Raw genomic sequence first — 26,842 nt, forward strand, 5'->3', positions numbered from 1 at the left:
CGACCGAGGTTTGAATTTTTCATCTGCTTTGAAAAGGGCCCGGACCTGGGATAAAGTCTCTTGGACCTTCCAAAGTAGCAAAATTTTCTTTGGTCAAAAGAAGAAAGTCCGGTTATCCGTCGAAATCTCTTGAAATTCAAGAGCCAATGCGGTTCAAAAGTACCCGGAATTTTTGAAGATGAATCTAATCCAAACTGGATTCAATGAACCTTTAGATATTATCATCGCTGAAAACCCTTGACAAAAACTAACAAAACCCTGCTGATGGCAGGTTTTTTTAATGGAACACATGTCAATGGCGGATACTTCTGGGAGATCAAGCACGACCCGGAGTTTGAGGGGTATAAACCGTTTGACAGTTGATCAGTTTGCGGAAGCCCGGATGGAAGAGTTTTATAATGCGTTACGTGCTTTAGTTGTTCCCGAAGAAATGATATCCCATCGCATACGCGTCGTTTCTTGGAGACCGGGCGTGAATGGTTACTAGTTTCCCGAACTCCTACATTTAAGCGGTGGGGTGTTACTGCAGAACAAATTAAAGAATTGCGGTCTCCTATAAGCGAGGTAAGATTTGTTAATCCAAGAGGACAACATGGTAAAAGAGGATCTACGACGGCTCATAATGAATTAATAGAAATCATTGATACCTCTCCGGATTTCGATACATTTAAGAGACGTCTTCAAAATTGGGCAAATTACCGGCTTGAAGGTGGAGCTGAAGCTTTACCAGAAGGTCTTAGGCCATAATCTTTAGGAGGAGAGCAAGTATGCAGAAAGAAGGATTTGTGTCATTGTTTATTGGCAACATGAGTTCATCTGAGGAACTGGATCAGTATGTTTTAATAGAGTATACAGAAGACGGAGATGCCATACCTTCTCAGTTCGAAAAGGACTTTGGCATAGATTACTACGATGAGGATTTTAGAGAGGTTGAATTTTATAAAGAACCATTGGATGACTTACGTAATCTCCTTGAGGGATTTTCTTATGATGAGGAAATAGTTTGGAAGTTTATAGATCTTTGTGGTGTTTATTTAGATCATAAAGTAAACTCTGTGATTTTACTTTATAATTTTCAGTATACCGGTACGATAAAGCGGGCGAATCAGTTTCAATTTTTGGGTGCAGTACAATATAAATCGTAATCAAATAATGAGATCTGGCTTCATGCTTAGATCTCATTATTTTAGGATACTTATGGGTTCGTTTCCGCTATATTTGGCGTAATATATGAGGAGGATTTCTCCCTTTAATCGTCCCGATTGCACAGAAGCAATTGAGAAAAAAGACTTTTAGATGATTTCCAAAGCCGATACAATGAAGTCTTTCATGACTTCCAAAGCTGATATTCTGAAATCATCAAACCCTTTCCCATGGTCATTTTTGGCTGTGGGATTCTTTATTTTGTTAAAGCACAGTTCATTTCACAGTTCAAACCACAGTTACACAGACAACATTATAAATAACTATAAAAAGAAAAATATAAATAATTAAGACTAAAAAACAAAATGTTTTTTAGTCTTGAATCAAGGTTTATTTAACAAGTCTTTTTATAAGAAATCAATCACGAAGAGAAAAGGGTTAAAATAAAAATTCTTCATTCATTCAACTTTTTTGCTGTGAGAATCTTCAAGTCAAAAAATATATAAGTCAAAGTTTCGCCAGCGAAGAGGTGGCCGCCACCTGCACGAACGTGACACAATGGCATTTTCGTTCACTGTGAAAGTGGCGTGCCAGGAGATTGACTAAAGAAAAAGGAGGTTATCGTATGAAAAAATTAGACGAGAGACAAAGCCGGTTCATTGAATCCAGTTTGGAATAAAAAAAGACCGTCCGATATGGACGGTCTTTTTTTATGCATGCAAAAATACATGCTGATCCAATATTAAAGTTCCCGGGTATTTTTCATAACCACTCGACATTTGAATTTCAAGAGGTTTCGGTGGTTATCTGGACTTTCCTCTTTTGAAAAGTAACGTAAGATTTTTTGTTACTTATTAAATCTAGCCAATCCGTTCCATCATTCTGACGGAACCTTGTTTGGTTTCTCCTTTTGTTTATGATCATCACGGTGGGAACAGGTTCCTGGGTTCATGCCCTTGTTCATGCTGACGGGGGTTTTGATGTTCCTGAAATCAATGATGATTTTAATCAATTTGAGCAAAAGACTCCGGTTCAGAAGGAACAACCCGTTCAGCCTCCACCAGTTAAGGAAGAGAAAGGATTTTTCGATTCTGTTACCGAATCATTGTCAAAGGCAGGAGATTGGTTCGGGGACAAAATTTCCGGAGCATGGGAATGGACCAAGGTAAAAAGCGTCTGCCTTTTGGGATTGGTTTACTGAAATTTGCTCCAAAATAGCAGAAGTCGTAATTGATACACTGTCTGCAGTTTGGGACTGGATCGTCAAATTTAAGGAATACATAGCGTTTGCCGGTGTCCTGATTTTGGGCATTGTCTTGTGCATCTTTGCCACACCGTTAGGGATTGCCGTACTCAGTGGTATGGCTTTGTCATTTGTGATCAGTATGGCCCTGAATGGTTGGGAAATTAACAAAATGACCTTCTTGGAAGCAGCCATTGGCGGCCTCTTGGGATTGATCGGAGGAGGCATCACTGCAGGAGCTTCCCGGGGATTGGCGAGTGGCATCGGGCAAAAACTGATCATGGGTGCCAAAAATTCCAAATTCTTGGGTCCTGTTCTTCGCGGAGGACAGAAACTGGTTTCCAAGATGCCTGCTCCCATTCAAAAAATGTTTACCAAAGGCGGATTCATCGGAGCAGCCGAGGGTGCTGGAACCAGTGTGGCGGACGATATCCTGCATGGGCGGAAGATCAATTGGAAAAATGCCGTTTTGGCAGGTTTTTTCGGAGCCGGTTCTGTCGTAGTGGTTCATTTTGCCCAGCCAGCGGTCAATAAAGCCGTCGCATCAATGGAACCGGTTTTGGCCAAAACCCCGATTGTCAAAAATCTTTTCACCAAAGTTGACGATTGCATTGCTGCTCGGCAAACCGGAGGATATCATGCCTTCTTCCTGGTGGTTAAACCCGGATGTGTTGATACAGGCATAACAGACCTACTAAAAAGTGATTTGAAAAAATGGAGAGAAACAGTAGGTACTGATTTAAATACGATTGCTGTCGCCAGAACGGATATTGAAGGTTTGGAAAATAAAGTGTTTGAAGGTGCTTCTACACGAGTTATAGAAGCAGCACCACCAGCAGCTGGATTAGAGCCTTTGGATCCGAATAGAAAAATAAAAGCACCATATGATGAAAACAATCCTTTCCTTAAACAATACACCAATCATGCTGAAGAAATGATTGTTAATAAGTTTGCTGACGCTGTTGATGATTTATATCCAAACCTCCTCGATGTAAAAGGTAAACTATATTTACATCAATCTAATCCAAAAGGTATGTGGAGCATGTAAAGCAGGGTTTGGAAAAAGCTCTAAAAGACAAGGGGTTTTATACCAACTTAGTAAGTGGTATCCAAATCTTGAGATCATTGTATCATCTGAAGTTAAAGAGGGGCAAAAAGTAACTAAGAGTCATTTTTTTATAGTAAAAGATGGTAAACAATATGATTATCCGGAAGATAGGAGGAAATAGAGTATGAGATGGTATGAAAAGGTAAACATAGATGCGAAAGCAGCATATTTTTTAGCGTTATCAGACAAAATAATAGATAAACTTACTCCTTATGAGAATTGGTATTCAATTGCGAGAAGTACCCTTGATTTGTGTTGGGAATGGGTCGAGGATAAGAAGGTGGATGAAGATGATATTTATATGAAAGTTAACGATGAAGATGAAGGGTTCTTTATGGTTGGTTTGGCTGAAATCGATCCTTTTCAAGGAAATTCACAGGCGGAATCTGCTTATTGGTGTATCTTTGGTGCTGTAAGTTATGTCATATGGCTGGGTCATATCTTGAACAACAAGGAAAATGAACTTCCACAAGAGCTTGAAAGTTTAGATGATGAATTCAATGAACAGCGTTTCATGGAAGAAATAAGAAAAGTAGAAGGATACCGAGAAGAATGGTCCGAGTACTTAAAGCAATACCTGTTGGAAAACTATCCGGCAGGCAGTGATAGGAAAATTAAGAGAGAAGAATTGTTGAGATTGATTGCATAAAAAAATGATTAAGTGGAAACATTTCCGCTATATTTGGCGTAATATATGAAGGGGATTTTCCCCTTTTAATCGTCCCAATTGTTCAGAAGCAATTGAGTAAAAGACTTTTTGATGATTTCCAAAGCCGATACACTGAAGTCTTTCACGACTTCCAAAGCCGATACTCTGAAATCATCAAACCCTTTCCCATGACCATTTTTGGCTGTGGGATTCTTTATTTTGTTAAAGCACAGTTCATTTCACAGTTCAAACCACAGTTACACAGACAACATTATAAATAAATAACTATAAAAAGAAAAATATAAATAATTCCAGCTTAAAAAAACAAAACGTTTTTGTTTATTTATCAAGAGTTTTATAAGAAATCAATCACAGAGAGAAAAGAGTTAAAATAAAAATTCTTCATTCATTCAACTTTTCTGCTGTGAGAATCTTCAATTCAAAAAATATCAGTCAGAGTTTCGCCAGCAAAGAAGGCGGCCACCTGTACGAAGTTGACACAATGGCATTTTCGTTCACTGTGAAAGTGGCGTGCTGGGAGATTGACTAAAGAAAAAGGAGGTTATCGTATGAAAAAATTAGACGAGAGACAAAGCCGGTTCATTGAATTCAGTTTGGAATAAAAAAAGACCGTCCGATATGGACGGTCTTTTTTATGCATGCAAAAATACATGCTGATCCAATATTAAAGTTCCCTGGTATTTTTCATAACCACTCGACATTTGAATTTCAAGAGGTTTCGGTGGTTATCTGGACTTTCCTCTTTTGAAAAGTAACGTAAGATTTTTTGTTACTTATTAAATCTGGCCAAATCCGTTCCATTATCTCCACATGCCAGGACAATAATTAAAAGCCCTCTCCATATCCGGAGAGGGCTTTTTGTTTCAATCCTCTAGAAGAGGTGTAACCATTTTGACAGCATGCGTCTGAAACCCTTGACACGCTTGAGGTTCAATATCGTTTTTCGAGCACCTTCGTTTTTTAAAGAGCATTTTATGTATCAAGTCAAAACGAAGGTGGCTTTTTCCTTTATTTCATACGGGTTTCAGCTTTTACGAGCAACCCCGGGGATTTTTGACATATCAAGGCGCTCGATAAATCCTTGTATGAACATCAAAAATATCAACTAATTTCAGTCTACAAAAAAATAAAATTCTTGTAAACCTTCAGTTCTAATATTAAAGCCCTCTCCGGGAAATGGAGAGGGCTGTTTTTGTAATCCTCTAGGTTCATGCTGACATTTCTTTTTGTTTATCCTTGCGGAAGATTCCCATTAATCCTGCAATTACAAGGAACATGGTTGCTAATACATAGAATATCGAGATGCTAATTATTCCGCCGATCCCTGAAATCAGCATCAAAGTGCCGCCGATCTTTGGATTGATCTTTACTACAATTGCTCCTACGATTGCCAAGATGGAAAAAAGGAAAGCTCCCCAACCTAACCCGGTTACCTCCGATGTACCGCCTGAAACAGCCTCATCCACAGCTCCAAAAAAGATAGCAAACAGTGCACCACCAAAACCGAAAATCCCACCGATAAGCCCAAGAACAAATTCTGTTGTCCGGCTCATTGTCTATCCTCCTTATTGCACTTTGATTTCAAACTTAACCTTTTTAGTGTTCATAAAATCGGATGACATCACTTCGCCTAAATCCATTTTGATTTCTTTGGCTGACTTGGGGTCCAGATGGTCATTATTATTGATCAAGAAAGTTAGAACGCCATTTTGTTTGACACCGCCAGCAATCTTGCCGTCAACCGAATCACCCATAAACATGTTGGCGTTTAATTGCTTATCGCCGACAACGATTTTCCCTTCTTGATGAGGCCGGGCATGTGACCGAAACCCCTGACACGCTTGAGGGTCAACACCGTTTTTCGGCACCTTCTTTGAGTTTGGAATGGGTAGACAGCACAAGTAACCTAAGGGATTGATGAACTGTTTGTTACGTATTATCTATATACAGGTCTTCGAGAAATTGTTTAAATGTATTCCTTACCACTACAACAGCTTCCGGATTAAATTTATTTTCACGGAAAAGATCCTGTGCTGCATGATTTGAGTCTACCCAAACAATAATAGGGTCATTTTCGTTATTGGCTGGGTAAAAGAAACAATACTGATTGATGAATCAAAAGCGAACGGAATGAGTTTGCCTTTGCTTTGAATTGATTCATCCTCATCCAATCTGACGTCATATTCTTCAATCATTTGGTCTGGCAAATAAAACCCATCCAGTTGAAGGGGATATGGGTAACCTTTTGCCTTTATGTATATTTCTCCTTCAAGATTTTCCGGCAAATCATATTGGCTGTAGAATCTTACAAAGTCTGGTGGCAATTTTATTCCACAATGTTCTTCTACTTCAGCCAATTCATCATCAGCAGGTTTCTCAGTTTCCTCTAATATCCGAAATTCAATCATATTTGTTTTTACCTCATTTTTTAAATGTCCAAAATTCCAAGAATGTCATCTTTCTTTATTTATTCAAGGCTTACACGTAATCAATGACCCGACACAGCCAAATCATATGATGGCGATCTTTTCCCCAGTAATCTTTGGCGATGTGATAAGGCTTGCCAAATTTCCTTAACCACTTTTTTTGTGCATGCATGTAACCGCTGTCCAAACAAAATTGTTCAATTCCGAATTGATGAAGCCGTTGCATCATGGAATGAATCAAAGCGGACGCCACGCCTTTTCCTTGAAAGCCGGGCAATACATAAAGACTGCCAAGTTCCCCGATGGACTCCAGCTTGCCACGGGTCAATTTTTTGATTTCACTTCCGCAAGGCCCGAAAGAAATCGTTCCGATCAGGCGGCCGTTCATTTTGGCAACCAGAAAGGAAATACCCGGGTTGGCATTCTCCAGTGAAGAGGTGAGCAGTTTCTTTTTGGAATCAATCTCAAAGGCCATATCATTGGTTAAATCTCCAAGGCCTTCTTTTTCAAAAGCGTCAATGATTGAGGCTTCAAACACGTCAAACGCTGCTTGGGTATCTTCTTTTGCCAGTTTGGCAATGGATAAATGATTCATCATATTGATTGTCCTTTCATGGAGAAGTAGGTGGGTTAAGACATCAAGTGGATTCAGTTGGATTGAAGCGGGGTTCTTGGAATTATTCGAATACTATGATACTGGTTTTATCTTATAAATGACGCTGAATGCCTTCAATGGTTTATTTGATAAATTTTTGCCTGCAGGTTGGAAGAAGGGGGAGATGATTAATTACAGCCGGCACTGGGGGCAATGGATTCAAGATAAAAACCATTATTTAATAAAAACAAGTTTGTAAAACAAACTAAATCAACAAAATACAAAGGACATAAAGCACACTTAGAGAAGTATATTTTGATCGCATCAAGTTAAACAAAGGAATAAATCATCTTAAACAAGGAAAAGGGAGGAAACCCCGATGAAAATTGTTGTGATGAGCTTGTTGGTGAAAGACCAGGACAAAGCACTTCGGTTTTATACCGAAAAACTGGGGTTTATAAAAAAGGAGGATATCCAAGCCGGTGAATACCGATGGTTGACACTGGTCTCCCCGGAGAATCCGGATGGCACAAAATTGTTGCTGGAACCTGCCCATCATCCGGCCGGCAAGGAATACCAAGAGAAATTATATGCTGACGGGCTCCCGGCCGTTCAGTTTGGGGTCGCAGATGTTCATCAGGAGTATGAGCGTTTAAAAGAGAAAGGTGTGAAATTTACCATGGAGCCGACCAACATCGATGGAATCTCCCTGGCAGTATTTGATGATACATGCGGGAACCTGATCCAGATTGTCCAAAGTTGAAGGGGGCTTTTTGGTTATTTGTATTGCTTTCTAAGAGGTATTCGATCCAAACAGATTTATCACATTTACCAAAGGGCAGTAAGAACCACATGGATTCCAGAAATGTCAATGATAAAACACCATTATATGCCCAAACCAGTTTGTAACACAAACACTCATCAACAATAAACATAAAAAACAAAAAACTATCACATACAAACAGCCTTGTCAAAAGGTTTGTATAAAAAGGACTTGGAATGCCCAAGTCCTTTTTATATGACATTGGAGTGCAAAACAAACTTGCCGAGCCGGTATTGCACAAGTCAATGAATGCCGCATAAGAAAGAGATGATCCCGATAACAAGCCCGGTAACGGAAATTCCCAGTTGCTCGTAAGCCCATCCGGATACAATATAGGATAATTGCATCACTCCGCCATAGGTTGCCATATGCAGAGAGAAGACACGGCCGCGAACGGCTTCGGTTGTATTCATTTGCAGCATGTATGTATCAAGCGGGATGATGATGCCGGAAAACAGCCGCATCAAGTAAAGCATGAAGATTCCCGTGAGCAGCGTATTGGTATGTGCAGAAAAGCGAAAAAAACGGCTTGGAAGAGATACGAAGCCCCGTACCACACAATCCCCCGGCGATATTGATGATTCACGAATTTCTTGACAAGATACGCCCCGGTCAAAACGCCCAATCCGTCAACGGCATACAGGATGCCGATCCCCAACCCCTGCATTTGATAAACATTGTTACCGAGCAAAGGGATCAATATGTAATATCCTCCGCCGGCAAAACCCCAACTGATGCCGATGAGGATGATGGCCCTGGCGACTTGATTGCGGGAGGCTTCATGAACCCCTTTTTTGAGTGATTTGAAATACGAATCAGAGTGTGAAGGAGAGACGGATTCGGACCATTTCATCTGAAAAATGCAAAAAGCGGACCAGAAATAAGAGATTGCATTGATGACAAAACAAACCAAAGGGTTGAAAGCTGTGGATACAATTCCGCCCAAAACCGCTCCCAGAATCCCGATCATGCTGTCCGTTGCGGAGGAAAATGAATTGGCTTCCGCCAAGTCTTTTCTGGCCACCACCGAAGGAATGGCTGCTTGGCGGGAAGGGTTAAAAAAAGCACTCAGGCATCCGATCAAAAAAGAACCGGCATACAAGATCCAAACTTGCTTGAAAAGAAAGGCAAACATAAAAGAGGATACTATCAGGCCACGCGCCAAATCCGAGAGAATCATGATTTTTTTCTTGGAAACATGATTTTTTTCTTGGAAAAATGATCAATCACGGGACCGGTGAACACCCCCAAAAGGGCAGAAGGCAGGGCGCGGCACATCAAAAGAATACCGACCGACAAGGCGGAATCAGACAAAAAAAAGAACGGTTTGTGCCAGCGCGACCTGATTAAACCAATCCCCCAAGACGCTTCCTGTTTGTCCCAACCACAGAAAACGGTAATTGCGGTTTCTGGATATGAGTCTTTTTTTCATCGGTGATCCATCGGTGATCCTCCTGTTGTGCGCAGGTTTATCTGCTTGAAGATGTTGTGATTTAAAGCACCGGCTCCTCGTTAGCGATAACCGGGGAACCGGTACCTGGAAGATTTAAAAATCGAGTTTCAATTGTTCGTATTTTAAAAAAGGTGGTGGCGCCATGGACGAGTTTAACGATTCCAACAAATATGGATCGGACAACACATTCTCTGCTGAAACCTCAAGCCAACGGGAAGATGGGAGACGGGGACTTTGTGCTTCATCAATGATTCCGATATAAAGAAGGGCTTTTCCGTCTTCGTCATGCAGGGAAAGATGGGAGGTGCGGTCACGGAAGCGTTGATCCCATTTGATCTGATAAACCGGGTTTAAGGGAATGGGATGCGGAGGTTGGAAGAAGAAACTGATTTGAATGGGAGTGGTGTTTTTTTGTGCCAACCATTGCTGAAAAACATGGCGGAGAGCCCATTTCGCCAAGGTGACCTGTGAATGGTACAGCAAACATTCGCTGTCTTTCATGTGATGATGGGAGAAATGTGTTTTTCTGCGGTTGCTTTTCCTTAATTTCAGCGGTTCTCTACACTCCGGACACCGGTATTTTTGAAAAGAGTCGGCATCCCGGGGGGCAATGAGTGTTTTGCCGTCGGGCGAAAGTCCACATGGGACCAACCCGTATAACTGACGAAACTTCGCTGGGATTCCGGAAGCCAAGCAGACAACCCCCGTTCCATTCGAATTAAAATTTTTATCTTCTAACAATATTATAAATATTTTATCCGAATAAAACTATTGTTTTCAGAGCTGTTTTTATCGGAATACAGACGTTGAACCATAAACTCCCTGGATGACTCCGCAAGCCAGGCGTTTTCCGGCATTTCCCGAAGGTTGGGAGCGGAAGTCATCCGGGTTTTGATGGATCATGACCGATTTTCCGATCACTTGGGATGGACGGAAGCGGTTGGTGAAAAAGTTCATCCGTGCATACCCGTTATTTGAAAAAAGAACGGGGAAATCGCCGGGATGATTGCCATGAGGTTGGTTGTCCGGATTCCAATGATTACCGGCCGCTTGAAACGGATCGCCAGGATTTCCAACGGCACAGCTGCCGTTTTCATGGAGATGGAATCCAAACGGACCAACGGGTTGCCGGCCGTTTCCTCCCGGTTGATAGGGAGGCAGTCCGCTCACTTCAATAAACACTTCGGTGCCGCCCGGCACTTCTGTAAACGTCACATAACCTCTGAGTTCCGGTGCAAGCGGACCTCCTTGGATCCAAGCATAAGCTTGATAATTGGGTTGATTGGCCAAATAACCGCCAACAGGGTAATGAGCAAGGTACATGTCATGCCACCTCCGGATGAAAAAAGAAGTTTCTTTTTATTCTATGAAGGGATTTCTGGATATCGACCCATTTTGCCGCCCATTTTTGCAGGTTGATACTTTACCGGTTTCCGGGCGTCATTTGTTGTCTTGGATAGTTCCAAGACGATCGCTTTGGACAATATGAAGGAGTGACGGTCTTCTTTTGGATGTTCCCGAAGAAAATCGACATATCAAATATCTTGATATGAACAGCGACGGCCGGGGAAAGTGGTGACAGGAATGAAGCCATTTGATCCATTCCTAGCCAATCTGTTCCATTATGCCGGGACAATAAAAAAGCCTTCTCCAGTCATGGAGAGGCTTTTTTCTATGGGTAAAAGTATGCGAGTTACGATAAAAAAGCACCGGAAATTGTACTACATTTACGATAGCGCTGTAGAAAAGATATTAAAGTTCATACAGACTTTCCAATAATTCATTAAACGATTCTTTTATAAAGGTTACAACGTAGTCCGGATCATCTTCATAATGAGCTTCCCAGTTAATAAGCACAATTGCGGGGGATTCAGTGGATTCCCGATAATCAAAACAATACCATTTATTCTGTCCATCCAATGCGAAAGGGACAAATCCTTCAGGAAGAGTCGGATCTGAGTTTTCGTCCAAGTACATATGTCTATAGGCTCCGATTACATGGCAAAAATCCTCTTCTTCTCCGTCTTCTTTTGAAACAGATAACAATTGATCAAATGGGTAAGGTTCCCCATCAACATCAATGCATACTCCTGGAACACTTCCGTGATAAACCTTCGCCAATTATACATAATCTCCAGGCAACTTTTTACCAACAAAATCCTCAATATGTTGAATATCTTCATCTGTCGCTGGTTGCTTTACAGCTTCCCATTTAATCATCTTTTTTACTCCTTTCTGTTTTTCCTGAATACAATACTTCGCTTGTATGATGATTCCTTTTACGATGCCACGCATAACTTCCGATTGGATGGGGTGTTGGATTCCGGGTAACGGATTGACAAAAGGCAGTTGGTAACCTATTATACTTATTAAAAGTAAGTTAATTACACAAATGTATGAAAGGAGAGGGGAAATAATCATTTTCATCAACCATAGCAAAGAAAGAATAGAAGAATCGGAAAGGCTGTGAACCATGATTCAAATTTATCCTGCCGAAAACCGTTTTGTGTCTGATCACGGTTGGTTGAAAAGTTATTTCAGCTTTTCATTTGCTGAATATTTTGACCCCGGGAATATGCACTTTGGGCCTATGCGTGTGCTCAATGATGACACCGTCCAACCGGGGACGGGATTTGGCATGCATCCCCACAAGGAAATGGAGATTGTCTCCATTGTGTTGAAAGGGCAATTAAGGCATGAGGACAGTGCCGGCCACATGGAAACATTATCTTTTGGTGAAGTGCAACGCATGAGTGCCGGTACGGGAATTATTCATTCCGAGATGAATCCGTCAGAAACGGAAGAAGTGAATTTCCTGCAGATGTGGTTTTTGCCGGAAACCAGCGGGCTTCAACCTTCCTATGAACAGATATCTTTTGACCCGGAAAACATGAAAAACCGTTTGTTGCCGGTGGTATCCAAGCATCCTGCATCGGATCAGACGGCATCGATTCATCAGGATATGACGATTTATCTTTCCAAACTGGAAGCCGGCAAATCCCTTACGTTTGAGCAGAAAGAAAACCGCCGGATCTTTTTCTTTGTGATCGAAGGCGATGTCCTTCTCAACGGGGATCATGTGTTAAAGCGCCGGGACTCGGCAAGAATAACAGATGTATCTTCGTTAACGGCGGAGACCGATAAAGGTTGTTTTGTGATGTTGATTGATCTTCCTTAACCGGGTGAATTTCCGGTGAGGATCAACCATGACCAACAGGAGGCATGAGCATGGAAAATGTGAAATTGGCGATCATTTATTACAGCTCGACCGGCACCAACTACAAGATGGCTCAAATCGCTGCAGAAACAGCCAAAAAAGAAGGAGCCGAAGTCCGTCTGTTGAGAGTGCAGGAATTGGCCCCGGAAGAAGCCATTGCATCCAATCCGGCATGGAAAGCCCACTATGAAGCCACCAAAAATGTTCCGGTTGCGACGCCGGATGACATTGTTTGGGCGGATGCGATTATTTTCTGCACCCCCACCCGCTTTGGCATTGTCTCATCCCAAATGAAACAATTCCTGGATACAACAGGGGGCATCTGGGCCCAAGGAAAGACGGTCAACAAAGTGGTCAGTGCGATGACTTCGGCCAATAACCCAAACGGTGGGCAAGAAGAGACGGTTTTGTCCTTGTACACAACGATGTACCATTGGGGAGCGATTGTCGTTGCACCGGGATATACCGATCCTTCCATCCCGGCATCCGGCGGCAACCCGTATGGCACTTCCGTGACCATTGACAATAACGGCAATTGGAAAGATGATGCGGAAAAGGCGGTTCAACATCAAACCCGGCGCGTCCTCACCGTGGCGGGCTGGATCAAAAAAGGGCAAAGCCAAAGCTGATTTTATGGCTTTCGGGAAAAAGCACCGGACTTCAATCACCGGTGCTTTTTCATATTATAATGGAAGGGATGGAACATCTTGAGAAAACAAGGAGAGTCTTCACAGTGAAAACAAGAGAAACCGCCCGTATTGTATTACTCAACGAACAAGACCGGATTTTGCTGTTTAAGATGAAAGACCCTTCCGTCACCAGCAAAGAGAATCCGGCCGGAGAGCCGGTTTGGTTTCCGCCGGGAGGCGGGGTGGAAGAAAACGAGTCTTATCTCGAAGCGGCCAAACGGGAGCTGTGGGAAGAAACCGGATTGGCGGACGGTGTGCATTGGGGGCCGTTGGTATGGATCCGGGATATTCATCTGTTCGTCCATCAAAGGAAAACCCGTTTTATTGAATATTATTATGTGGCACGGGTGCAGGGAAAGCAGATTTCGACGGATCATTTTACAGAGGTGGAGAAAGAGACTTACCAAGCCCACCATTGGTGGAGTGTGGATGAAATCTTGAACACCGGGGAACTGATTTTCCCCAAGCAGTTGGGACAAAAATTGATTCCGCTTTTAAAAGGGGAGTATCCTGCCGAACCCATTGCCATTGAATAACCGAATCCATTCTGAACTTTATTCGCATACAGATGCAAATGGGGTGAGTTGGAAAAAGCCGATTCCTGATAAAGGAACGGCTTTACAATATTTATATTTTCAGAAATGTCATACTCTAGGTCCTTGCCCACCTTACAAAATGAGTTCTTTTAATTGCATGGATTCAACTCCTACATCGATCCAAAAGAAACAAAATCATAAAAATATTCAGGGGGACATGAAAATTGCAATCAATTTTACAAAGCGTATGTCGGTTGCTTAGAACCACGGTTAATGACTGATTAACGGAAATAAAAAGTTCGCAATTCTCATTTATATGGGGGAGTAGTTTAAATGGAACCATTAAATCTTTGGAACAAAAACTTTATTTTGTTATGGTTAGGAAACGCACAATCTGGAATAGGAAATACATTTTATATTATTGCCCTGAGTTACTTAATGCTGGAACTAACGGGCTCACCTAAATATACCGCTTTTACTATGGCAGCCTTTGCTGTTCCTTTTGTACTCAGTCCATTAGTGGGCACGATGGTAGACCGGGTGAATATGAAACCATTTCTTGTGGTCGGCGATATAATCTGGGGTTTTTGTATGTTTTTGATTTGTTATTTATATGAGATAAACCTTTTGTCATCGTCTGTCATTGTCTGTTTAGGGTTTGTTTCAGGGGTGGTTGGTTTGATTTACCGTCCTTCTTTTGGTGCGCTGTTACCAAACTTAGTTCCTAAAAAAGATATTTCCAGAGCGAATGCATTAAATGCTTTAGCGGGGCAAATTTCGAGTCTTTTTGGTTTTGCATTCGGGGGATTGATGATTGGTTTTATAGGTACCATACCAGCGATATTTGTTAATGGGGCAACATTTATTATTATGGCCCTGTTATTATGCTTTATTGATTTCCCAATGGTAAAAAAAGAAAGTCAAGAAAGAAAATCTGTTTTGAATGAAACAATTGAAGGGATTAAATATGTTATTTCTTCAAAATTACTTTTTATCGTCCCTGTTATTTTCTTTGTATTAAGCGCTACTTACAGTCCATTGGAGTTTCTTATGCCTGTTAAGTTGAAAAGTATTAATGTAGGTGCAGAAGGTTATGGTGTATTTTTTACTATCCTGACCATTGGTTCCATTTTAGCCAGTGGAGTTATATCAAAGATTGGTAATCATTTGTCAGTTGCAAAAGGGACACTGACGGGTTTAGTCATAATAGCCGTTTCATTACTGGGGATTGCTTTATCAAATTCTTATATCTTGTTTTGTGTTTTTGCATTTACATTGGGATTTGGGATCTCCCTGTCTTCTGTTAATGTTATCAGTTATGCTCAAACGAATGTCAGCGAGAAGTTCAGAGGCAGAATGTTTGGTATATTTGGAGCGATTGAACAAGTTGCAATGCCGGCAACATTAGCTGGTGCCGGCATATTGGTTGATTATTTTCCGGTTCATTTTATATTTATTATGGGAACTATCGTTATTGCTGTTGTTTCAATATGGTGGTTTGTCCTTAATAATTTTGCAAGGTATGCAAATTAAGTTAAAGAATGAGCGGCATTCCGGCAGTGGTGGGCCGATGAAACGGATCCAAGACGGACAAAGAATCCGTGTGGATGGAAATCAAGGGAGCGTGTAAATTTTGGATGACGTATCATGAAGGGGAAATGGGGTCCGGTTTGGGCCCCGTTTTTTTGTCATTTTGAAGGTTTCCACTCGAACCAACGGCCATGCCCCTCGGTTTTGGCCAAAACCTCATGGTTTTTCCTTCCGCCAATATACGACTCCAAATGAAGAACGTCCCGGTCCTCCATGTTGTTGTATAAATGAAAAACGGTTTGCGTTCTCCCCAACTCCCCGATCTGATCCTTCAGCTTTTGCTTCACTTGATCCGGCATTTGGTTGGCCACATGGGTATGAAAGATGCAGAGGGCGGTATTTTCCGGTACCTGACGGGCTAACTTGGGAAGCATTTCAACTCCGTCGCCTTCAATCAGTCGGAGGGGGTGTTTTTTCAATTGCCGTGCGGCTTTTTCAAAAAGTCTGACCCGTTTTTGGTGTTCCGGCCAGATGAGGGATCGCATCCATAAAAAATCCTCCTGGTCCGTTAAATCCATGATGTGCAAGTCGATGCCCATCCGGAAAGCGACAGGGGGACTATCCGGGAACAAGAAGGGTTGCCGGCTCCCCCGTATTTCCGATTCAATCCGGACAGGGGAAGACGGATGCCCGTAAGTATGGCTTCCTCCATATGCATAACTGTAATGATCCCATAACAGTTGCAACCCCGCACTGGTCCCGATTTCGATCAGGGAAAGGGACTTTTTCACCCGGTTGTAAATCAGGCAAAAGCTTGGATAAAGATAAGCGCAACGTCCGATTTCGTTGGTTTGCACCCTTTTTTGCCGGAGAATAGGGATGATTTCGTCCTTGAACAAAAGGCAAAAGTCGCGAAAGGCAGGAAAGGCCTCGTCTGCTTTCCGCGGAGATTTCACCAGATCCGGATAATAGTCTCTTAAAGGATGGTCTTTCCCTTTTAACAACAGATAATGGACCGCCCCAAACAGAAGATTGGGAACGGGTTGTCCACGCAGGGCATGGGATGCCACGGCAAGAAGCTCATCGTCTTGGGCGATTTTTAATGACAACTGTTGATAGAGCGGGCTGGAGAGGTGACATTCTTTCCAAGCAAAATTCCGAAACAAAAAAGATAACTTTTCTCTTTCCATTTCCGAGCGCACCTTCTTTCGCTAAAAACAGTTTCAAAATAAAGGGAATCCGCCAGTTGTTTCCTAATACTATAAAGGGTTCCGATTTATTCCACGGAAAAGGCAGGGGACAAAATGAAAAACAGAGAGACGATTCCTGGGCATTTGCTCTATGATATCTATAACGACGGCGATCTGAATGTTCATTATTTAATGGAACCTTATGATGAATGGAGACAAATCTGGCGGAAAGTCCCTGTGGAGGTGACGGACTGCCTGACAACCCTAGGCTTGAAATACCGGCATAACTTGCATGTGATGAGCCAGAAGGAAAAGGAGATTTTGCAAGATATAAAGAAATATTTCCCTGAGGTGTGGAATTATTTACATCCGAACGGGGAGTTCAGCCGGTATCTTTGGGATTATGCCAAGTCGGCTTTCTGGTGCCGGTTGCAATTCAAAAAACAAGGCATTTCCGAAGAGGAGGAAATCCTGCAGGAATCCGCGCTTTAATCCCCGCGAACGTTTTACACCGATATGATATCAAACAGAAAAGAAGGGAAATATCATGATTACGATTCGTCCATTAAGCGGGTGCACGTGGGAGCAAACGTTGCAGTTGTGGAATGAAGCCTTTGCGGATTACTTTGTGAATATGAATTTCACCTTTGACCGGTTAATGAACAGGATGGTCCGGGAAAGAATTTCGCCGGCTCATTCCCTGGTGGCTTGGAATGATGCCCGGCCGGTCGGTTTTGTGTTTACGTCCATTGGGGAAATCAAAGGAAAAAAGATCGCCTGGAACGGAGGGACCGCCGTTCTTCCCGGATGGAGGCGAAAAAGGGCGGGGAACCGGCTGATGGAAGCGTTGATGGAGTTGTATCAACGGGAACATGTGCAGCTGGCGACACTGGAAGCAATTGCCGAAAACAAACCGGCCATCCGGTTATATCAGCAACACGGGTATGATATTGCCGATTCCTTGCTCATTTACCAGACAGAAAACTTTCGCCGTGGACAAAAAGGGGCTTCCGGATACAACATCCGCACCGCCCATCCGGCAACTGTCACCGCTTTTTCTTTTTACCCCGACTTGGCCCCGTGGCAAACCCATTGGTTTCAAGGAGATGAAGCATGGATCATTTCCGATTCTTCCGGAAAAGAAGCCGGGTATGCGCTGGTGAGGCGGAAAACCGATGACCAAGGACGAGGACGAGTGCAAGAATTGACTTTGTTGCAATTGGAGACAGCTCCGGGGCATCCGGAAGCGGAAGAACTGGCCCGTCAGTTGTTGCGACATGTGATGGCTTCTGCGGAAGCATCCCGATGCCAGTTTTTATACTGCCCCGAAAAGAAGAAAATGGTGACGAGTCTTCTGGAGGAGGAAGGATTTCACATGTTTTTAAGTAACGTCCATATGGTGAAGAAAATAGCAGAAGATTGATGTCTCATTAACAAGTTAACTTGGCGAGACAACCATTTGGCTCTCAAACGGATGGAGAAACCTGTGGAAAACATCCGATCGCCAAACCCCTTGATTTACAAGGGGTTTCAGTGTTTTACCCTTATATAGTTACAAAAGAATTGTTTTGTAACCCTATAGGACGTGTAAAAAGGATGGATCGGGAAGAAGGAGAAGAGCGCCCGCGACTGTTTTGCACCGAATTTGTTCTTATTTATCTGAACATACAAAATAATCTCAAAATAAACATACAAATAAAGAGCAATCGATCCCAATAAATGGAATTCCGATTTCCGTCCCAGGAAAAACGGCCTTCTGATTTTCGATTTAAGGGCGGTTTATTTCATTTGGAGATAAACAGGTCGAAAAGAGGGTCAAAAGGCTGTAAGAGGCCTTAGAATCGCTCTCTTTATGTTGGGGTTTTAAGGAAGAAAAAACCCTCTGAAAAACAGAGGGGAAGCGGCCGGAGGAATCCGTTTCTTAACTTTTGTTCCATTTTTTAGTCACCTCGCGGATGCGATCCAGTTGTTCCCAATAATTACGAAGCGCAGCCCGGCCTTCATGTGTGATTCGTATGGTGGTGTGCGGGATTTTTTTGCGTACGAATTGTTTTTGAATTTGGATATATTCGGCCTTTTCCAATTTGGATAAATGAGAAGAAAGGTTTCCTTTTGTCAAGCCGGTCAATTCTTGCAAAAACAAAAATTCAGCCATCGTACAGGCGTCCAGCGCACTCATAATGGCAAGGCGGGCCGGTTCATGGATCAATTTATTCAATTTCGCCATTTCCTTAAAGGGCATCAATGGAACCACACTCCATATGTATTATTAACTAGTTTGCATTATAAACTATGAAAGTAAATTTGAAAAGGGCAAAAGAAAGCAAAAGAGGCAAACATAAAAACAAATCAAATATTAGCTCTCAACTGAAAATGGTGCCGAAGAAGTAAATCCGTTAATACTACAAAAATACGGGAAAACCTCTGGAAGGGTTCTCAGTGAAAACAAACATGATATTAGTCAAAATAAGGCCAGTGAGGTAGAATCAAAAAAAGACTTGGGCCAGAATAAGACACTTCCTGATTCGGGAGAGGGGATTCGTCTGAAGGGGGTGGTCGCTTTTCCATTGATAAGCCGACCAAAAAACATAAAGGAAAGATTAGCATCGATGATGGGGATCATCATATCTAAAGCAAAGCCAATTGCAAAGTATTTGAAGGATGTTTTTTTAAGTGACTCAATTAGATATTCTTTGAAATCGGGTTCATTTTTTGTAATAAACCTGTTCCCTTATCTTAAGTGTTAAAAATGATTAAGCCACTTGCACAATAAAATAGGCATCCGGAGATGAATACAGTGAAAAAAATATCATTCTTCGGGTTCTCGTTGGCTTAGTTATAATTGGTGTTTCAATGTGATAGCGGCTTACAATGGATTCTTGCTTTGGATTAGATACGCTAAGTCGGAATTATTTTCGGGGGAAGTTAATGCAGCTATTATTACAGGAATAATTGGTCTTTTGACATTGATCGGTTCAATAATCATGTCCATTTATTCCGCGAAACAGGGGTAGAGGTAGCGAACGACGATTTTACCGCCATCTGTCCAAGAAACACTTTTAGATTTTTCGATTTATATGCCCTATTTCATTTCGGTTAACGATTTTTCGTCGCTCTGTGAGGCTCCTAGACCCCTGTTTTTACGAATGAAAACAGCTGCCCTTTGCGCGGGGCAGCTGTTATTATTCCAGGGGACAGAGTTTGCAGTTCTGGTACACATTGATTAATTCGTAAGATGGCACGAATTTATGACAAGGGTGATCCACCTTTTCCGCATGGGATCGCCTGCGAAGGTCTGCCACATTAGCGTCAAAACCTCCACCGCCTGCACCCGAGCCTTAATTTCAGAACGATTAGCTTTTTAATCTCTCAAGGGATAGAACCTCAACAGTAAATCCACCCGGCGCTTTAACATAAAAAGTCCAACCATGTGCGTTCTGTGGAGGATCTACATCGATGCCGTCTTCTTTCATTCGTTTATTGATCTTATTCACCTGCTCATCGCTTTCCTGCACAAATCCGATGTGAAATGTTTTGGGATATTCGGCTTGCCTTCCTTTCATTAAAGCCAGTAACATCCCTTGATCGTCAGTTAACAGAGTAAACGAGTCGCCGCGGGTAGTCACGGTTTTCAGATCGAAATATTTCTTCAAGAATTCTTCAGTGGCTTGAACGTCAGTAACCGTCAGATTCAGATGGTTGAGATTCATCGAATCTCCTCCTCATGATTTTTTTGTAAAAATGATCGCTGTTTTAGTGATCCTTAACGATGGCTTTCATGTACAAATTTACAATCGCTTCAAGGTCTTTGGTATCAGGTTGTTGGGGTGGACGGTCAGTAACAATGAGTCCGCCAAGCAGGATATAAGTAAGCAATGGTCCGACAAACATGCGTACGGCTGCATTGACGTCAACAACATTTACCAATCCTTTATTTTTCGCTTGCTCTAAAATAGCGGAAACGCTCTTTATGACCTTCTCCGGCAAGGTTGAACGAAAAAGGTTTCCTAGCTGTGGAAACCGAGGAGACTCGGCAACGATAACTCGCATCAATGCCAGGTAATTGGATTGCATAAGACTGGAGATATAGTGATACGCCAAGTTGTTCAATGCTTGGTGCAGTTCGTCACGATTATTCAACGACATATTTTCAAACGAACACAGATTTTCAGTTAAACTGTGAATCAGTTGCTTTAAGACGTCAACCAAAAGATCCTCTTTACTTGAATAGTAGCTGTACACGGTTTGTTTGGAAACACCAGCTTCAGTGGTAATGGCGTCCATGCTCGTCGCTGCAAAACCGTTCTTAAGAAATAAGCGTTCAGCCGCTGTTCGAATCTGATCCTGCTTTGTCCGTGATCTGGGTGAACGTTCTTTGGAAATCAAACAGTCACCTCCGTTATTCCTAGCGGTAGGTTTAATACAGAAATCAAACTGAACCGTTTGGTTTGATCATATGCTTTTATTTGTTAGTCTGTCAAGAAGATTCATCGTGTATTATTGTCCAAAATTGTTCAAACGTACGTTTTGCCCAAAATGATACGGTGACCCCGAATAGATGCCTCTTTTTTTGCTGCATTGAGGCTTTTGGATATAAAAAAACCGCCTCAGCGGAGGAGAGGGAGCATCCGTCGATTTTGGGGCCATCTCTCCAGTAAATGGAAAAATGACTTGAGACACTCTTTAGGGAGACTCAAGTCATTTCGTATTTATACAGGAAACTCAGGGATGACACGTTCATATTCATCCTGAGCATCGGTTATGGCCAATTTAGAATACACTTCAAGCGATTTACGGCTTGCATGGCTGAATGAGTGCATCGTCAATGCCTTGTTTCTTGAGCCACCTTAAAGCTGTGCTTCCCGATTGTTTACCCAATCATGCGCTTTACTTTTGGCTCCAGCCGTTCAGGCTCTTGACTGCAAATGTCACACTTCAACAGCAAATCGAATGTCCTGCAATGTTCTTCCGCCAAATGTCTTAAAAGCCATCATTTTCGAACATACAATCGAAACAAAAAATCAGTTTGTATTCAATCGATCTGGTTGGCAAAATAAGCGCGTAGTTCAATACATATGCAGGGGGGGCTGCCAATACGAAATCAATAATTGAACAAATTCGTACGTGTAGAATTTGGGTTTAAAGGAATACTTGTGACGAGACTAAGAAAAAACAAGGCTTTTACTTTTGGGTTTTAAACCCCAAAGTAAGAGCCTGTTTAACACGCCCAGCGCATTTTTTGGTCAAAGAGGAGACAGTTTCAAATAAAAAAAAGCTCGTATACAGGCAGCCGGAGAAAGACGGATGATTTAGCCATTATTTCATTGATGCACCGCGAGAGATAAATTCATGTTGAAGAATCCCCATGATGATGACATCATGATATTGCCCCTTTATCAATACGGCATCTCTTTTTCTGCCTTCTTCCACAAATCCTGCACGAAGATACGCTTGGTACGCCCGCTGATTAAAAGAAAACACTTCCAGTTCGATTCGGTGTAAATTCAGTTTTTCAAATCCAAACTGCAAGGTCATCTGTATCGCTTCTGAACCCATCCCACGACCACAGTCTTCACTTTTAAATAGTGCGATCCGAAAGTGTGCACACCGAAACTCTTCATCGATTTCATTGATCACGGACTCGCCGATGATCTTGCCTTTGGAATTGATGATTAAGAAATCATACCTTGAATCATCTTCTGTAATCTTTTCTACATAAGTCCTGATTTCATCCTCCGTCGGTTTCTTCATCGTACCAGTGTAAAGCTGAACTTCTTCATCAGGGGATGCAAAACCGCTTTGATAATATTCCGAGATATCGCTGTTTTTTATCAACCGCAAGGAGATCTTTTCTCCCTGAATGTCAATGTTTTTATTTTTCATGCCGTCTTATCTCCTGTGAAAAAGTTTAAAGGCTTGAGCGGAAAAGACCACTCAGGCCTTGTGCTCCCATGCTTCCTGCTCTTGAGCAAAGAGATCGCTTTCCACCCGGCTGTCGGTGTCAAACACCATGACCGGCCGATCTTTTTCTGCAAAGGGCAACCACGCATCAGGGAGATGGTCACCGTTCGGATTCCCTGTCCGGGCAAAAGCAATCCATGCTTCATGCATTTGCCGGGAAATTTGCTCCCGCTTCGGATGCGTTCCGGTGAAAACATCGGCACCCGGCTGATGCAGGTTGTGAAAGACAAAGGGGATTTCAAGCGCGTGACATGCTTTCAACCGGCCGTCAAAGAGCGGGGTTTCGTAATCAAACCGGTAGACCCAAACCTTCCCGCCTTGCTTGATTTGGGCGTCGGCCGTTTTTAACATGCCCCGGGTAAAGATGTGGTAAGTCATGGCACGCAACAGTTTTTGCCATACCGGTTGGGATGGATCGCCGGAAGACAAGTAATATGGAAAGACTTTTTCCGGAACCGGCCCGATTTCCTGTTCGATCCGGTCCATCAGTTCTTCTTTTCCTGCTGTTGTCCAAGAAGGATCGGTCAGTGTAAATAAATTGTATTCATCTTTGGTAACCCCGATGATGATCGGGATGTCGCCGGCTGCTCCGTTATCCAACGCTTTAATCGGATGGGTTTTCAAAACGGTTCCGTCCACAACAGGACCAAAAATCATTCCCGGATGCACGGATTGTGCGGCTTCAAGAAGTTCACCGGCCGGGATGGATAACAACCGGTCGCGGTCTCCTTTGCGAATGCCGGCTTTCGTAAGAATGCGATCGGCGATGTCCAAAGCGGTCTGAGGGGAACGGAGCAAAATAGCACCCGAACCGCTTTGCAAGATTGCCCGTTGAAACAGCCCTTTGGTTTCCGGGAGGGAAAGCAGAACCCCGACACTTCCGGCTCCGGCCGATTCGCCAAAGATGGTGATTTGTTCCGGGTCGCCGCCAAAAGCGGAAATGTTTTCTTTCACCCAACGCAGCGCAGCCACTTGATCCAAAATTCCCAGGTTGCCCGATGCTGCAAATTCGTCACCGAACCAATCCTCCAAGTGCAAAAATCCAAACACGTTCAACCGGTAATTGATCGTGACAACCACCACATCTCCGTTTTTGGCAAACTCCGCCCCGTCATACCAGGGGGAAGAGCCGGACCCGAACTGATAGGCGCCGCCATGGATCCAGAAGAGAACGGGCCGCTTTTTTCCGTCGGCCGCAGGCGACCAGATATTCAGATAAAGCCCGTCTTCACTCACCGGGTGATCCGCTTCCCCAAGCACGGTGCTGAAGGTGGTGCCGGACGGCTGCATCACCATGGAACGGAATCGGGTGGCATCCCAAACACCATCCCATTTCTCCAGTGGTTCCGGCTTTTGAAAGCGGCGTTTTCCCACCGGGGGTTTCGCATAAGGAACCCCTTTCCAAAAACAAACCTCTCCGTCTGTCCCGCCTTGCACTTTTCCCAAACGGGTTTCCACCAAAGTATTCATTTGAATCACTCTTTTTAATTTATTTTAATTTTCATTTAAATCGTAAATGATTAAGGAGAGGTTGTCAAATTCAAGTGTTTTGAGGTTCCCTTGATGCGACCTGTTGCACCGGACCCCAGATATCCATGCAGCGATCACAAGATCCAGCCGGACCATTCTGTCTGTGAACCGGCGGTTGAAGATTTAAAACACACAGGAAAGATCCAGCATGAATGTGTTTTATCATCCGTATGGCGACACGTATAAGATGTTGAACCAGTTGTCCGTTTGAAATCTGTTCCTCTTTATTTTTCGTGCTGAATTTTGTTTGGGATGTTGTTATTCACACCTTATTGACACTGAGGGACAAGCCCGTTAACCTGAACGATATTCCAACAAAAAAAGGAGGAAGAGGGATTAGTGAAAGGGAAGGATGTCATCGGCTTTCTCATTCCTTTTGCCATCGTGCTCATCATTGTGCGGGCCGCGAACTTTTTTGGTTTTTGGAAGGTTGTGTCCATCATCTTAGGAGCCATTATTCTCGTATCAGGAGCCATCTTTCTGTTGTTCCTGATCCTTAAATTGCTGGTTTGGATTCAAAAAAAACGCTTGGCAAAGCAAAGAAGGGATGAATCCCAGACGTCATGAAAAGGCAAAGAGACTCAGGCAACATGCGGACCTGAGTCTCCCGGATTCATTTACAACTTCACGGCGATGTTCTTTGTTAACTGGCGCAATAAGGTGAGAAAGAGGACAATGACCGCCACAGAACTCAATACATTCAGCCCAAGCGAATATTTTTCGCTCCATTCCAGTGCTGAAACAGAAAGAAGGAAAAAGGCAATAAATCCGATTCCGGTGATCCAGTGGAACCGGTAAAAACCGACTGCGATCAGGTAGCCTGCCAAGTAATAGAAAAAGATATTAAGCAGATATTGAATCACCAGCCACCCGTTTCCGTTCAAAAACTCGTCAGACAGCAAATGGGACAGCTGGAACATCTCCAAAATCACGTATTCCAAATAAGTGAGAATCACGGCGAAGAAAGCGATCGTAGCCGTCAGCCCGAGCGCGGCAATCATCGAACCGGCCCAAAAATCTCTCCGGGTGACTCCCTGTCCGACATAATAAGACAGGAATCCGTTGACGGAAATAATTGCGATTATGATCATATAAACCTTTGCCGATGGAAAAAGATGCACCAAAATCCCTTTCACCGCGGTATCATCACCGATTGTAAAATAACTGGAATAAAGATGTACGATGTGGATAACCAACGCAAAAACCAGATACCAAACCGTCCATTTCATTTGTTCCAAGTACATGTCTTTGGCCACTTTAGGAAATACGGCTGTTGGTTTCATATGCATCCTCCTTGCCTGTTAAATGAATAAACAGATCTTGCAGGGAGCAGGTCCCGGTTTCCAATCCTTGTTTTTCGGCTTCCAACCGGAGATCTTCATGGAAATCCCCGAACACAATCACCGATTTTGTATTTCCGAGCTGCTCTTCATTCAAAATCTTCCGGCCTTTGGTAAATTCATCAACCGTCTTGGCATCCCCCGTGACAGTGAGCCCCTTGGAAATCAAGGTTTCATAGTCTTCGTGCAACAACAGTTTGCCCCGATCGAGAATCAGCACTTCTTCAAACAAATAATCCATTTCAGACACCAAGTGGGTGGATAAAATCATGATCCGGGGATGTTTGGCTTGGTCTTTCAACAATTCTTTATAAAACAATTCCCGGGTCGGAGCATCCATGCCCAGATAAGCCTCGTCGAAAATGGTGACGGGCGCCCGGCTGGCCAGTCCGATGGTCACATTCATCGCCGATTTCATCCCTCTTGAAAGTTTCCTGACTTCTTTGTTTAAAGGAAGTTGGAATTTCTCAACCAGCCGGAGTGCATAATCCATATCAAAGAACGGGCGGAACTTGGCTGCATTCTGAATGAAGGTGGAAACTTTTTTCCGCTCTTCCTTGTAATCTTTTTCGTAAACCAACGCAACATGAGGCATGATATTCGGGTTTTCAAACGGCGGTTCCCCACCAATCCGGATCGATCCTTCCGTCGGAAGACGAAAAGACGACAAGAGAGAAAGGAGGGAGGTTTTTCCGGCTCCGTTCCGGCCGAGCAAACCATAAATCTTTCCGCTTTCCAATCGGAAGGAAACATTTTTGAGCGCCTCAAAGTCTTTGTATCTCAACGATACATTGTCAAATTCCACTTTATAATTCATTCTTCATCCCTTCCCTTTCTTTTTTGATCAGTGCAAACACTTCACTTTCCGTAATCCCCAGTTTGTGGGCTTCTTGCACCAAAGGGACGACAAATTCATCCACAAAAGCCTTTTTTCGTTTTTGGATCAGTTTTTCTCTGGCCCCCTTGGCCACAAACATGCCGATGCCCCTTTTTTTATAAAGAATTCCTTCCTCAACCAGTTGATTGACGCCTTTGGAGACCGTGGCGTGATTGATCTTATAAAAGTTGACCAGTTGCGTGGTGGAAGGAGCTTGTTCGTCTTCCTTCAGCTGTTCGTTGACAATCATGTCCTCGATTTTTTCCCGGATTTGCAGGAAGATCGGTTTGCGGCTGTCCAGCTTCCGGCTCAATTCGTATCACCACCTTTACTTCCATACTAACCTCGTTAAACGGTTATATACTTGTGTGTATAAGTGTAACAGTAATTAAGAATCCGGTCAACAGGTTTTGTGGCTGATTTTGGATGAGGATCGAAAAAAGCCTGATGGAAAAGGGGGGGACCGGTACAAGAAAACGTTCCAAAAACCAAGAAATAAACCCATAAACCA

Annotated in this window: 30 protein-coding genes; 11 read left to right on the forward strand and 19 right to left on the reverse strand. The window is 43.0% G+C overall.

The window, feature by feature from the left end; all coding sequences use genetic code 11:
* Positions 1-767 precede the first annotated feature (767 nt).
* From FA954_RS07565 to FA954_RS07575, 3 genes are all read left to right on the forward strand, one after another.
* Positions 768-1,145, forward strand: coding sequence for an immunity 22 family protein (locus tag FA954_RS07565; protein WP_037996005.1), 378 nt, complete (start codon positions 768-770; stop codon positions 1,143-1,145).
* 1,302 nt (positions 1,146-2,447) lie between these two features.
* Entirely contained in the window at positions 2,448-3,434 is a 987-nt protein-coding gene (locus FA954_RS07570) for a hypothetical protein (RefSeq protein ID WP_138614967.1), read from the forward strand.
* 184 nt (positions 3,435-3,618) lie between these two features.
* Positions 3,619-4,143, forward strand: coding sequence for an Imm6 family immunity protein (locus FA954_RS07575; RefSeq protein WP_037996000.1), 525 nt, complete (start codon positions 3,619-3,621; stop codon positions 4,141-4,143).
* Positions 4,144-5,372: 1,229 nt separating this feature from the next.
* Here FA954_RS07575 and FA954_RS07580 read toward each other — a convergent pair.
* The 4 genes from FA954_RS07580 to FA954_RS07595 all read right to left on the reverse strand — a co-directional run bounded on the left by FA954_RS07580 (position 5,373) and on the right by FA954_RS07595 (position 7,185).
* Positions 5,373-5,717 carry a DUF4064 domain-containing protein gene (locus tag FA954_RS07580; RefSeq protein ID WP_037995997.1) on the reverse strand — a complete coding sequence of 115 codons (345 nt, stop codon included), beginning with the start codon at positions 5,715-5,717 and terminating at the stop codon, positions 5,373-5,375.
* Between the two features lie 12 nt (positions 5,718-5,729).
* Positions 5,730-6,032 carry a hypothetical protein gene (locus FA954_RS07585; protein WP_052186737.1) on the reverse strand — a complete coding sequence of 101 codons (303 nt, stop codon included), beginning with the start codon at positions 6,030-6,032 and terminating at the stop codon, positions 5,730-5,732.
* Positions 6,033-6,212: 180 nt separating this feature from the next.
* Positions 6,213-6,572, reverse strand: a complete 360-nt coding sequence (locus tag FA954_RS07590; RefSeq protein WP_049720135.1) for an SMI1/KNR4 family protein — start codon at positions 6,570-6,572, stop codon at positions 6,213-6,215.
* Between the two features lie 70 nt (positions 6,573-6,642).
* Entirely contained in the window at positions 6,643-7,185 is a 543-nt protein-coding gene (locus FA954_RS07595) for a GNAT family N-acetyltransferase (protein ID WP_231564609.1), read from the reverse strand.
* 379 nt (positions 7,186-7,564) lie between these two features.
* Here FA954_RS07595 and FA954_RS07600 point away from each other — a divergent pair, with 379 nt between their 5' ends.
* Entirely contained in the window at positions 7,565-7,948 is a 384-nt protein-coding gene (locus tag FA954_RS07600; protein WP_037995994.1) for a VOC family protein, read from the forward strand.
* 302 nt (positions 7,949-8,250) lie between these two features.
* Here FA954_RS07600 and FA954_RS07605 read toward each other — a convergent pair whose 3' ends face one another.
* The 6 genes from FA954_RS07605 to FA954_RS07630 form a co-directional block, all read right to left on the reverse strand.
* Positions 8,251-8,484, reverse strand: a complete 234-nt coding sequence (locus FA954_RS07605; RefSeq protein ID WP_037995993.1) for a hypothetical protein — start codon at positions 8,482-8,484, stop codon at positions 8,251-8,253.
* Positions 8,472-9,188 carry an MFS transporter gene (locus tag FA954_RS07610; protein WP_037995990.1) on the reverse strand — a complete coding sequence of 239 codons (717 nt, stop codon included), beginning with the start codon at positions 9,186-9,188 and terminating at the stop codon, positions 8,472-8,474. The genes FA954_RS07605 and FA954_RS07610 overlap by 13 nt, the downstream gene beginning before the upstream one ends.
* Before the next feature lie 366 nt (positions 9,189-9,554).
* Positions 9,555-10,154 carry a competence protein CoiA family protein gene (locus FA954_RS07615; RefSeq protein WP_037995988.1) on the reverse strand — a complete coding sequence of 200 codons (600 nt, stop codon included), beginning with the start codon at positions 10,152-10,154 and terminating at the stop codon, positions 9,555-9,557.
* Positions 10,155-10,250: 96 nt separating this feature from the next.
* Positions 10,251-10,784, reverse strand: coding sequence for a superoxide dismutase family protein (locus FA954_RS07620; RefSeq protein WP_037995987.1), 534 nt, complete (start codon positions 10,782-10,784; stop codon positions 10,251-10,253).
* Positions 10,785-11,213: 429 nt separating this feature from the next.
* Positions 11,214-11,582 (reverse strand): SMI1/KNR4 family protein, encoded by a 369-nt coding sequence (locus tag FA954_RS07625; protein WP_049720133.1) that lies wholly within the window; start codon positions 11,580-11,582, stop codon positions 11,214-11,216.
* Positions 11,583-11,936, reverse strand: coding sequence for an SMI1/KNR4 family protein (locus FA954_RS07630; protein ID WP_037995985.1), 354 nt, complete (start codon positions 11,934-11,936; stop codon positions 11,583-11,585).
* Between FA954_RS07630 and FA954_RS07635 the strand changes: the two genes are divergently transcribed.
* The 4 genes from FA954_RS07635 to FA954_RS07650 all read left to right on the forward strand — a co-directional run bounded on the left by FA954_RS07635 (position 11,935) and on the right by FA954_RS07650 (position 15,436).
* The gene (locus FA954_RS07635) at positions 11,935-12,639 is read left to right on the forward strand and encodes a pirin family protein (RefSeq protein WP_037995982.1); all 705 of its coding nucleotides are present in this window, start codon (positions 11,935-11,937) and stop codon (positions 12,637-12,639) included. The two genes, FA954_RS07630 and FA954_RS07635, sit on opposite strands and share 2 nt — an antisense overlap.
* A 50-nt stretch (positions 12,640-12,689) precedes the next feature.
* Positions 12,690-13,307, forward strand: coding sequence for an NAD(P)H:quinone oxidoreductase (wrbA, locus tag FA954_RS07640; protein WP_037995980.1), 618 nt, complete (start codon positions 12,690-12,692; stop codon positions 13,305-13,307).
* Positions 13,308-13,411: 104 nt separating this feature from the next.
* Positions 13,412-13,903 (forward strand): NUDIX hydrolase, encoded by a 492-nt coding sequence (locus FA954_RS07645; protein ID WP_170151225.1) that lies wholly within the window; start codon positions 13,412-13,414, stop codon positions 13,901-13,903.
* Between the two features lie 333 nt (positions 13,904-14,236).
* Complete coding sequence (locus FA954_RS07650) at positions 14,237-15,436, forward strand: MFS transporter (RefSeq protein ID WP_138614968.1); 1,200 nt, start codon at positions 14,237-14,239, stop codon at positions 15,434-15,436.
* Positions 15,437-15,591: 155 nt separating this feature from the next.
* On the opposite strand, the gene FA954_RS07655 is transcribed toward FA954_RS07650, so the two are convergent.
* On the reverse strand, positions 15,592-16,623 hold the full coding sequence (locus FA954_RS07655) for a DUF2332 domain-containing protein (protein WP_062843030.1): 1,032 nt from the start codon (positions 16,621-16,623) through the stop codon (positions 15,592-15,594).
* A 114-nt stretch (positions 16,624-16,737) separates the two neighbouring features.
* Between FA954_RS07655 and FA954_RS07660 the strand changes: the two genes are divergently transcribed.
* Both FA954_RS07660 and FA954_RS07665 read left to right on the forward strand, forming a co-directional pair.
* On the forward strand, positions 16,738-17,115 hold the full coding sequence (locus FA954_RS07660) for a hypothetical protein (RefSeq protein ID WP_037995976.1): 378 nt from the start codon (positions 16,738-16,740) through the stop codon (positions 17,113-17,115).
* A gap of 55 nt (positions 17,116-17,170) precedes the next feature.
* A complete protein-coding gene (locus FA954_RS07665; protein ID WP_037995974.1) occupies positions 17,171-18,046 on the forward strand; it encodes a GNAT family N-acetyltransferase in 876 nt (291 codons plus the stop codon).
* Between the two features lie 498 nt (positions 18,047-18,544).
* Here the strand turns inward: FA954_RS07665 and FA954_RS07670 are convergent, their stop codons facing one another.
* From FA954_RS07670 to FA954_RS07695, 5 genes are all read right to left on the reverse strand, one after another.
* Positions 18,545-18,841, reverse strand: coding sequence for a transcriptional regulator (locus FA954_RS07670; protein WP_197052010.1), 297 nt, complete (start codon positions 18,839-18,841; stop codon positions 18,545-18,547).
* Positions 18,842-19,976: 1,135 nt separating this feature from the next.
* Entirely contained in the window at positions 19,977-20,333 is a 357-nt protein-coding gene (locus FA954_RS07675) for a VOC family protein (protein ID WP_037995970.1), read from the reverse strand.
* A 43-nt stretch (positions 20,334-20,376) separates the two neighbouring features.
* Positions 20,377-21,009 (reverse strand): TetR/AcrR family transcriptional regulator, encoded by a 633-nt coding sequence (locus FA954_RS07680; protein WP_037995967.1) that lies wholly within the window; start codon positions 21,007-21,009, stop codon positions 20,377-20,379.
* Between the two features lie 930 nt (positions 21,010-21,939).
* A complete protein-coding gene (locus FA954_RS07690; protein WP_037995966.1) occupies positions 21,940-22,506 on the reverse strand; it encodes a GNAT family N-acetyltransferase in 567 nt (188 codons plus the stop codon).
* Positions 22,507-22,557: 51 nt separating this feature from the next.
* On the reverse strand, positions 22,558-24,054 hold the full coding sequence (locus tag FA954_RS07695) for a carboxylesterase/lipase family protein (RefSeq protein ID WP_037995964.1): 1,497 nt from the start codon (positions 24,052-24,054) through the stop codon (positions 22,558-22,560).
* Between the two features lie 399 nt (positions 24,055-24,453).
* Here FA954_RS07695 and FA954_RS07700 point away from each other — a divergent pair, with 399 nt between their 5' ends.
* Positions 24,454-24,681, forward strand: a complete 228-nt coding sequence (locus FA954_RS07700) for a hypothetical protein (RefSeq protein ID WP_037995961.1) — start codon at positions 24,454-24,456, stop codon at positions 24,679-24,681.
* Between the two features lie 50 nt (positions 24,682-24,731).
* Here FA954_RS07700 and FA954_RS07705 read toward each other — a convergent pair whose 3' ends face one another.
* From FA954_RS07705 to FA954_RS07715, 3 genes are read right to left on the reverse strand one after another with little or no spacing between them, the layout of a single operon-like run.
* Positions 24,732-25,397 (reverse strand): hypothetical protein, encoded by a 666-nt coding sequence (locus FA954_RS07705; RefSeq protein WP_049720126.1) that lies wholly within the window; start codon positions 25,395-25,397, stop codon positions 24,732-24,734.
* Positions 25,372-26,271, reverse strand: coding sequence for an ATP-binding cassette domain-containing protein (locus FA954_RS07710; RefSeq protein ID WP_037995956.1), 900 nt, complete (start codon positions 26,269-26,271; stop codon positions 25,372-25,374). Before FA954_RS07710 ends, FA954_RS07705 begins: the two co-directional genes overlap by 26 nt.
* Positions 26,261-26,644, reverse strand: a complete 384-nt coding sequence (locus tag FA954_RS07715; RefSeq protein ID WP_037995954.1) for a GntR family transcriptional regulator — start codon at positions 26,642-26,644, stop codon at positions 26,261-26,263. The genes FA954_RS07710 and FA954_RS07715 overlap by 11 nt, the downstream gene beginning before the upstream one ends.
* Positions 26,645-26,842: the final 198 nt, after the last annotated feature.

This window comes from Thermoactinomyces vulgaris (assembly GCF_005886755.1).
Taxonomy (GTDB): Bacteria; Bacillota; Bacilli; order Thermoactinomycetales; family Thermoactinomycetaceae; genus Thermoactinomyces; species Thermoactinomyces vulgaris.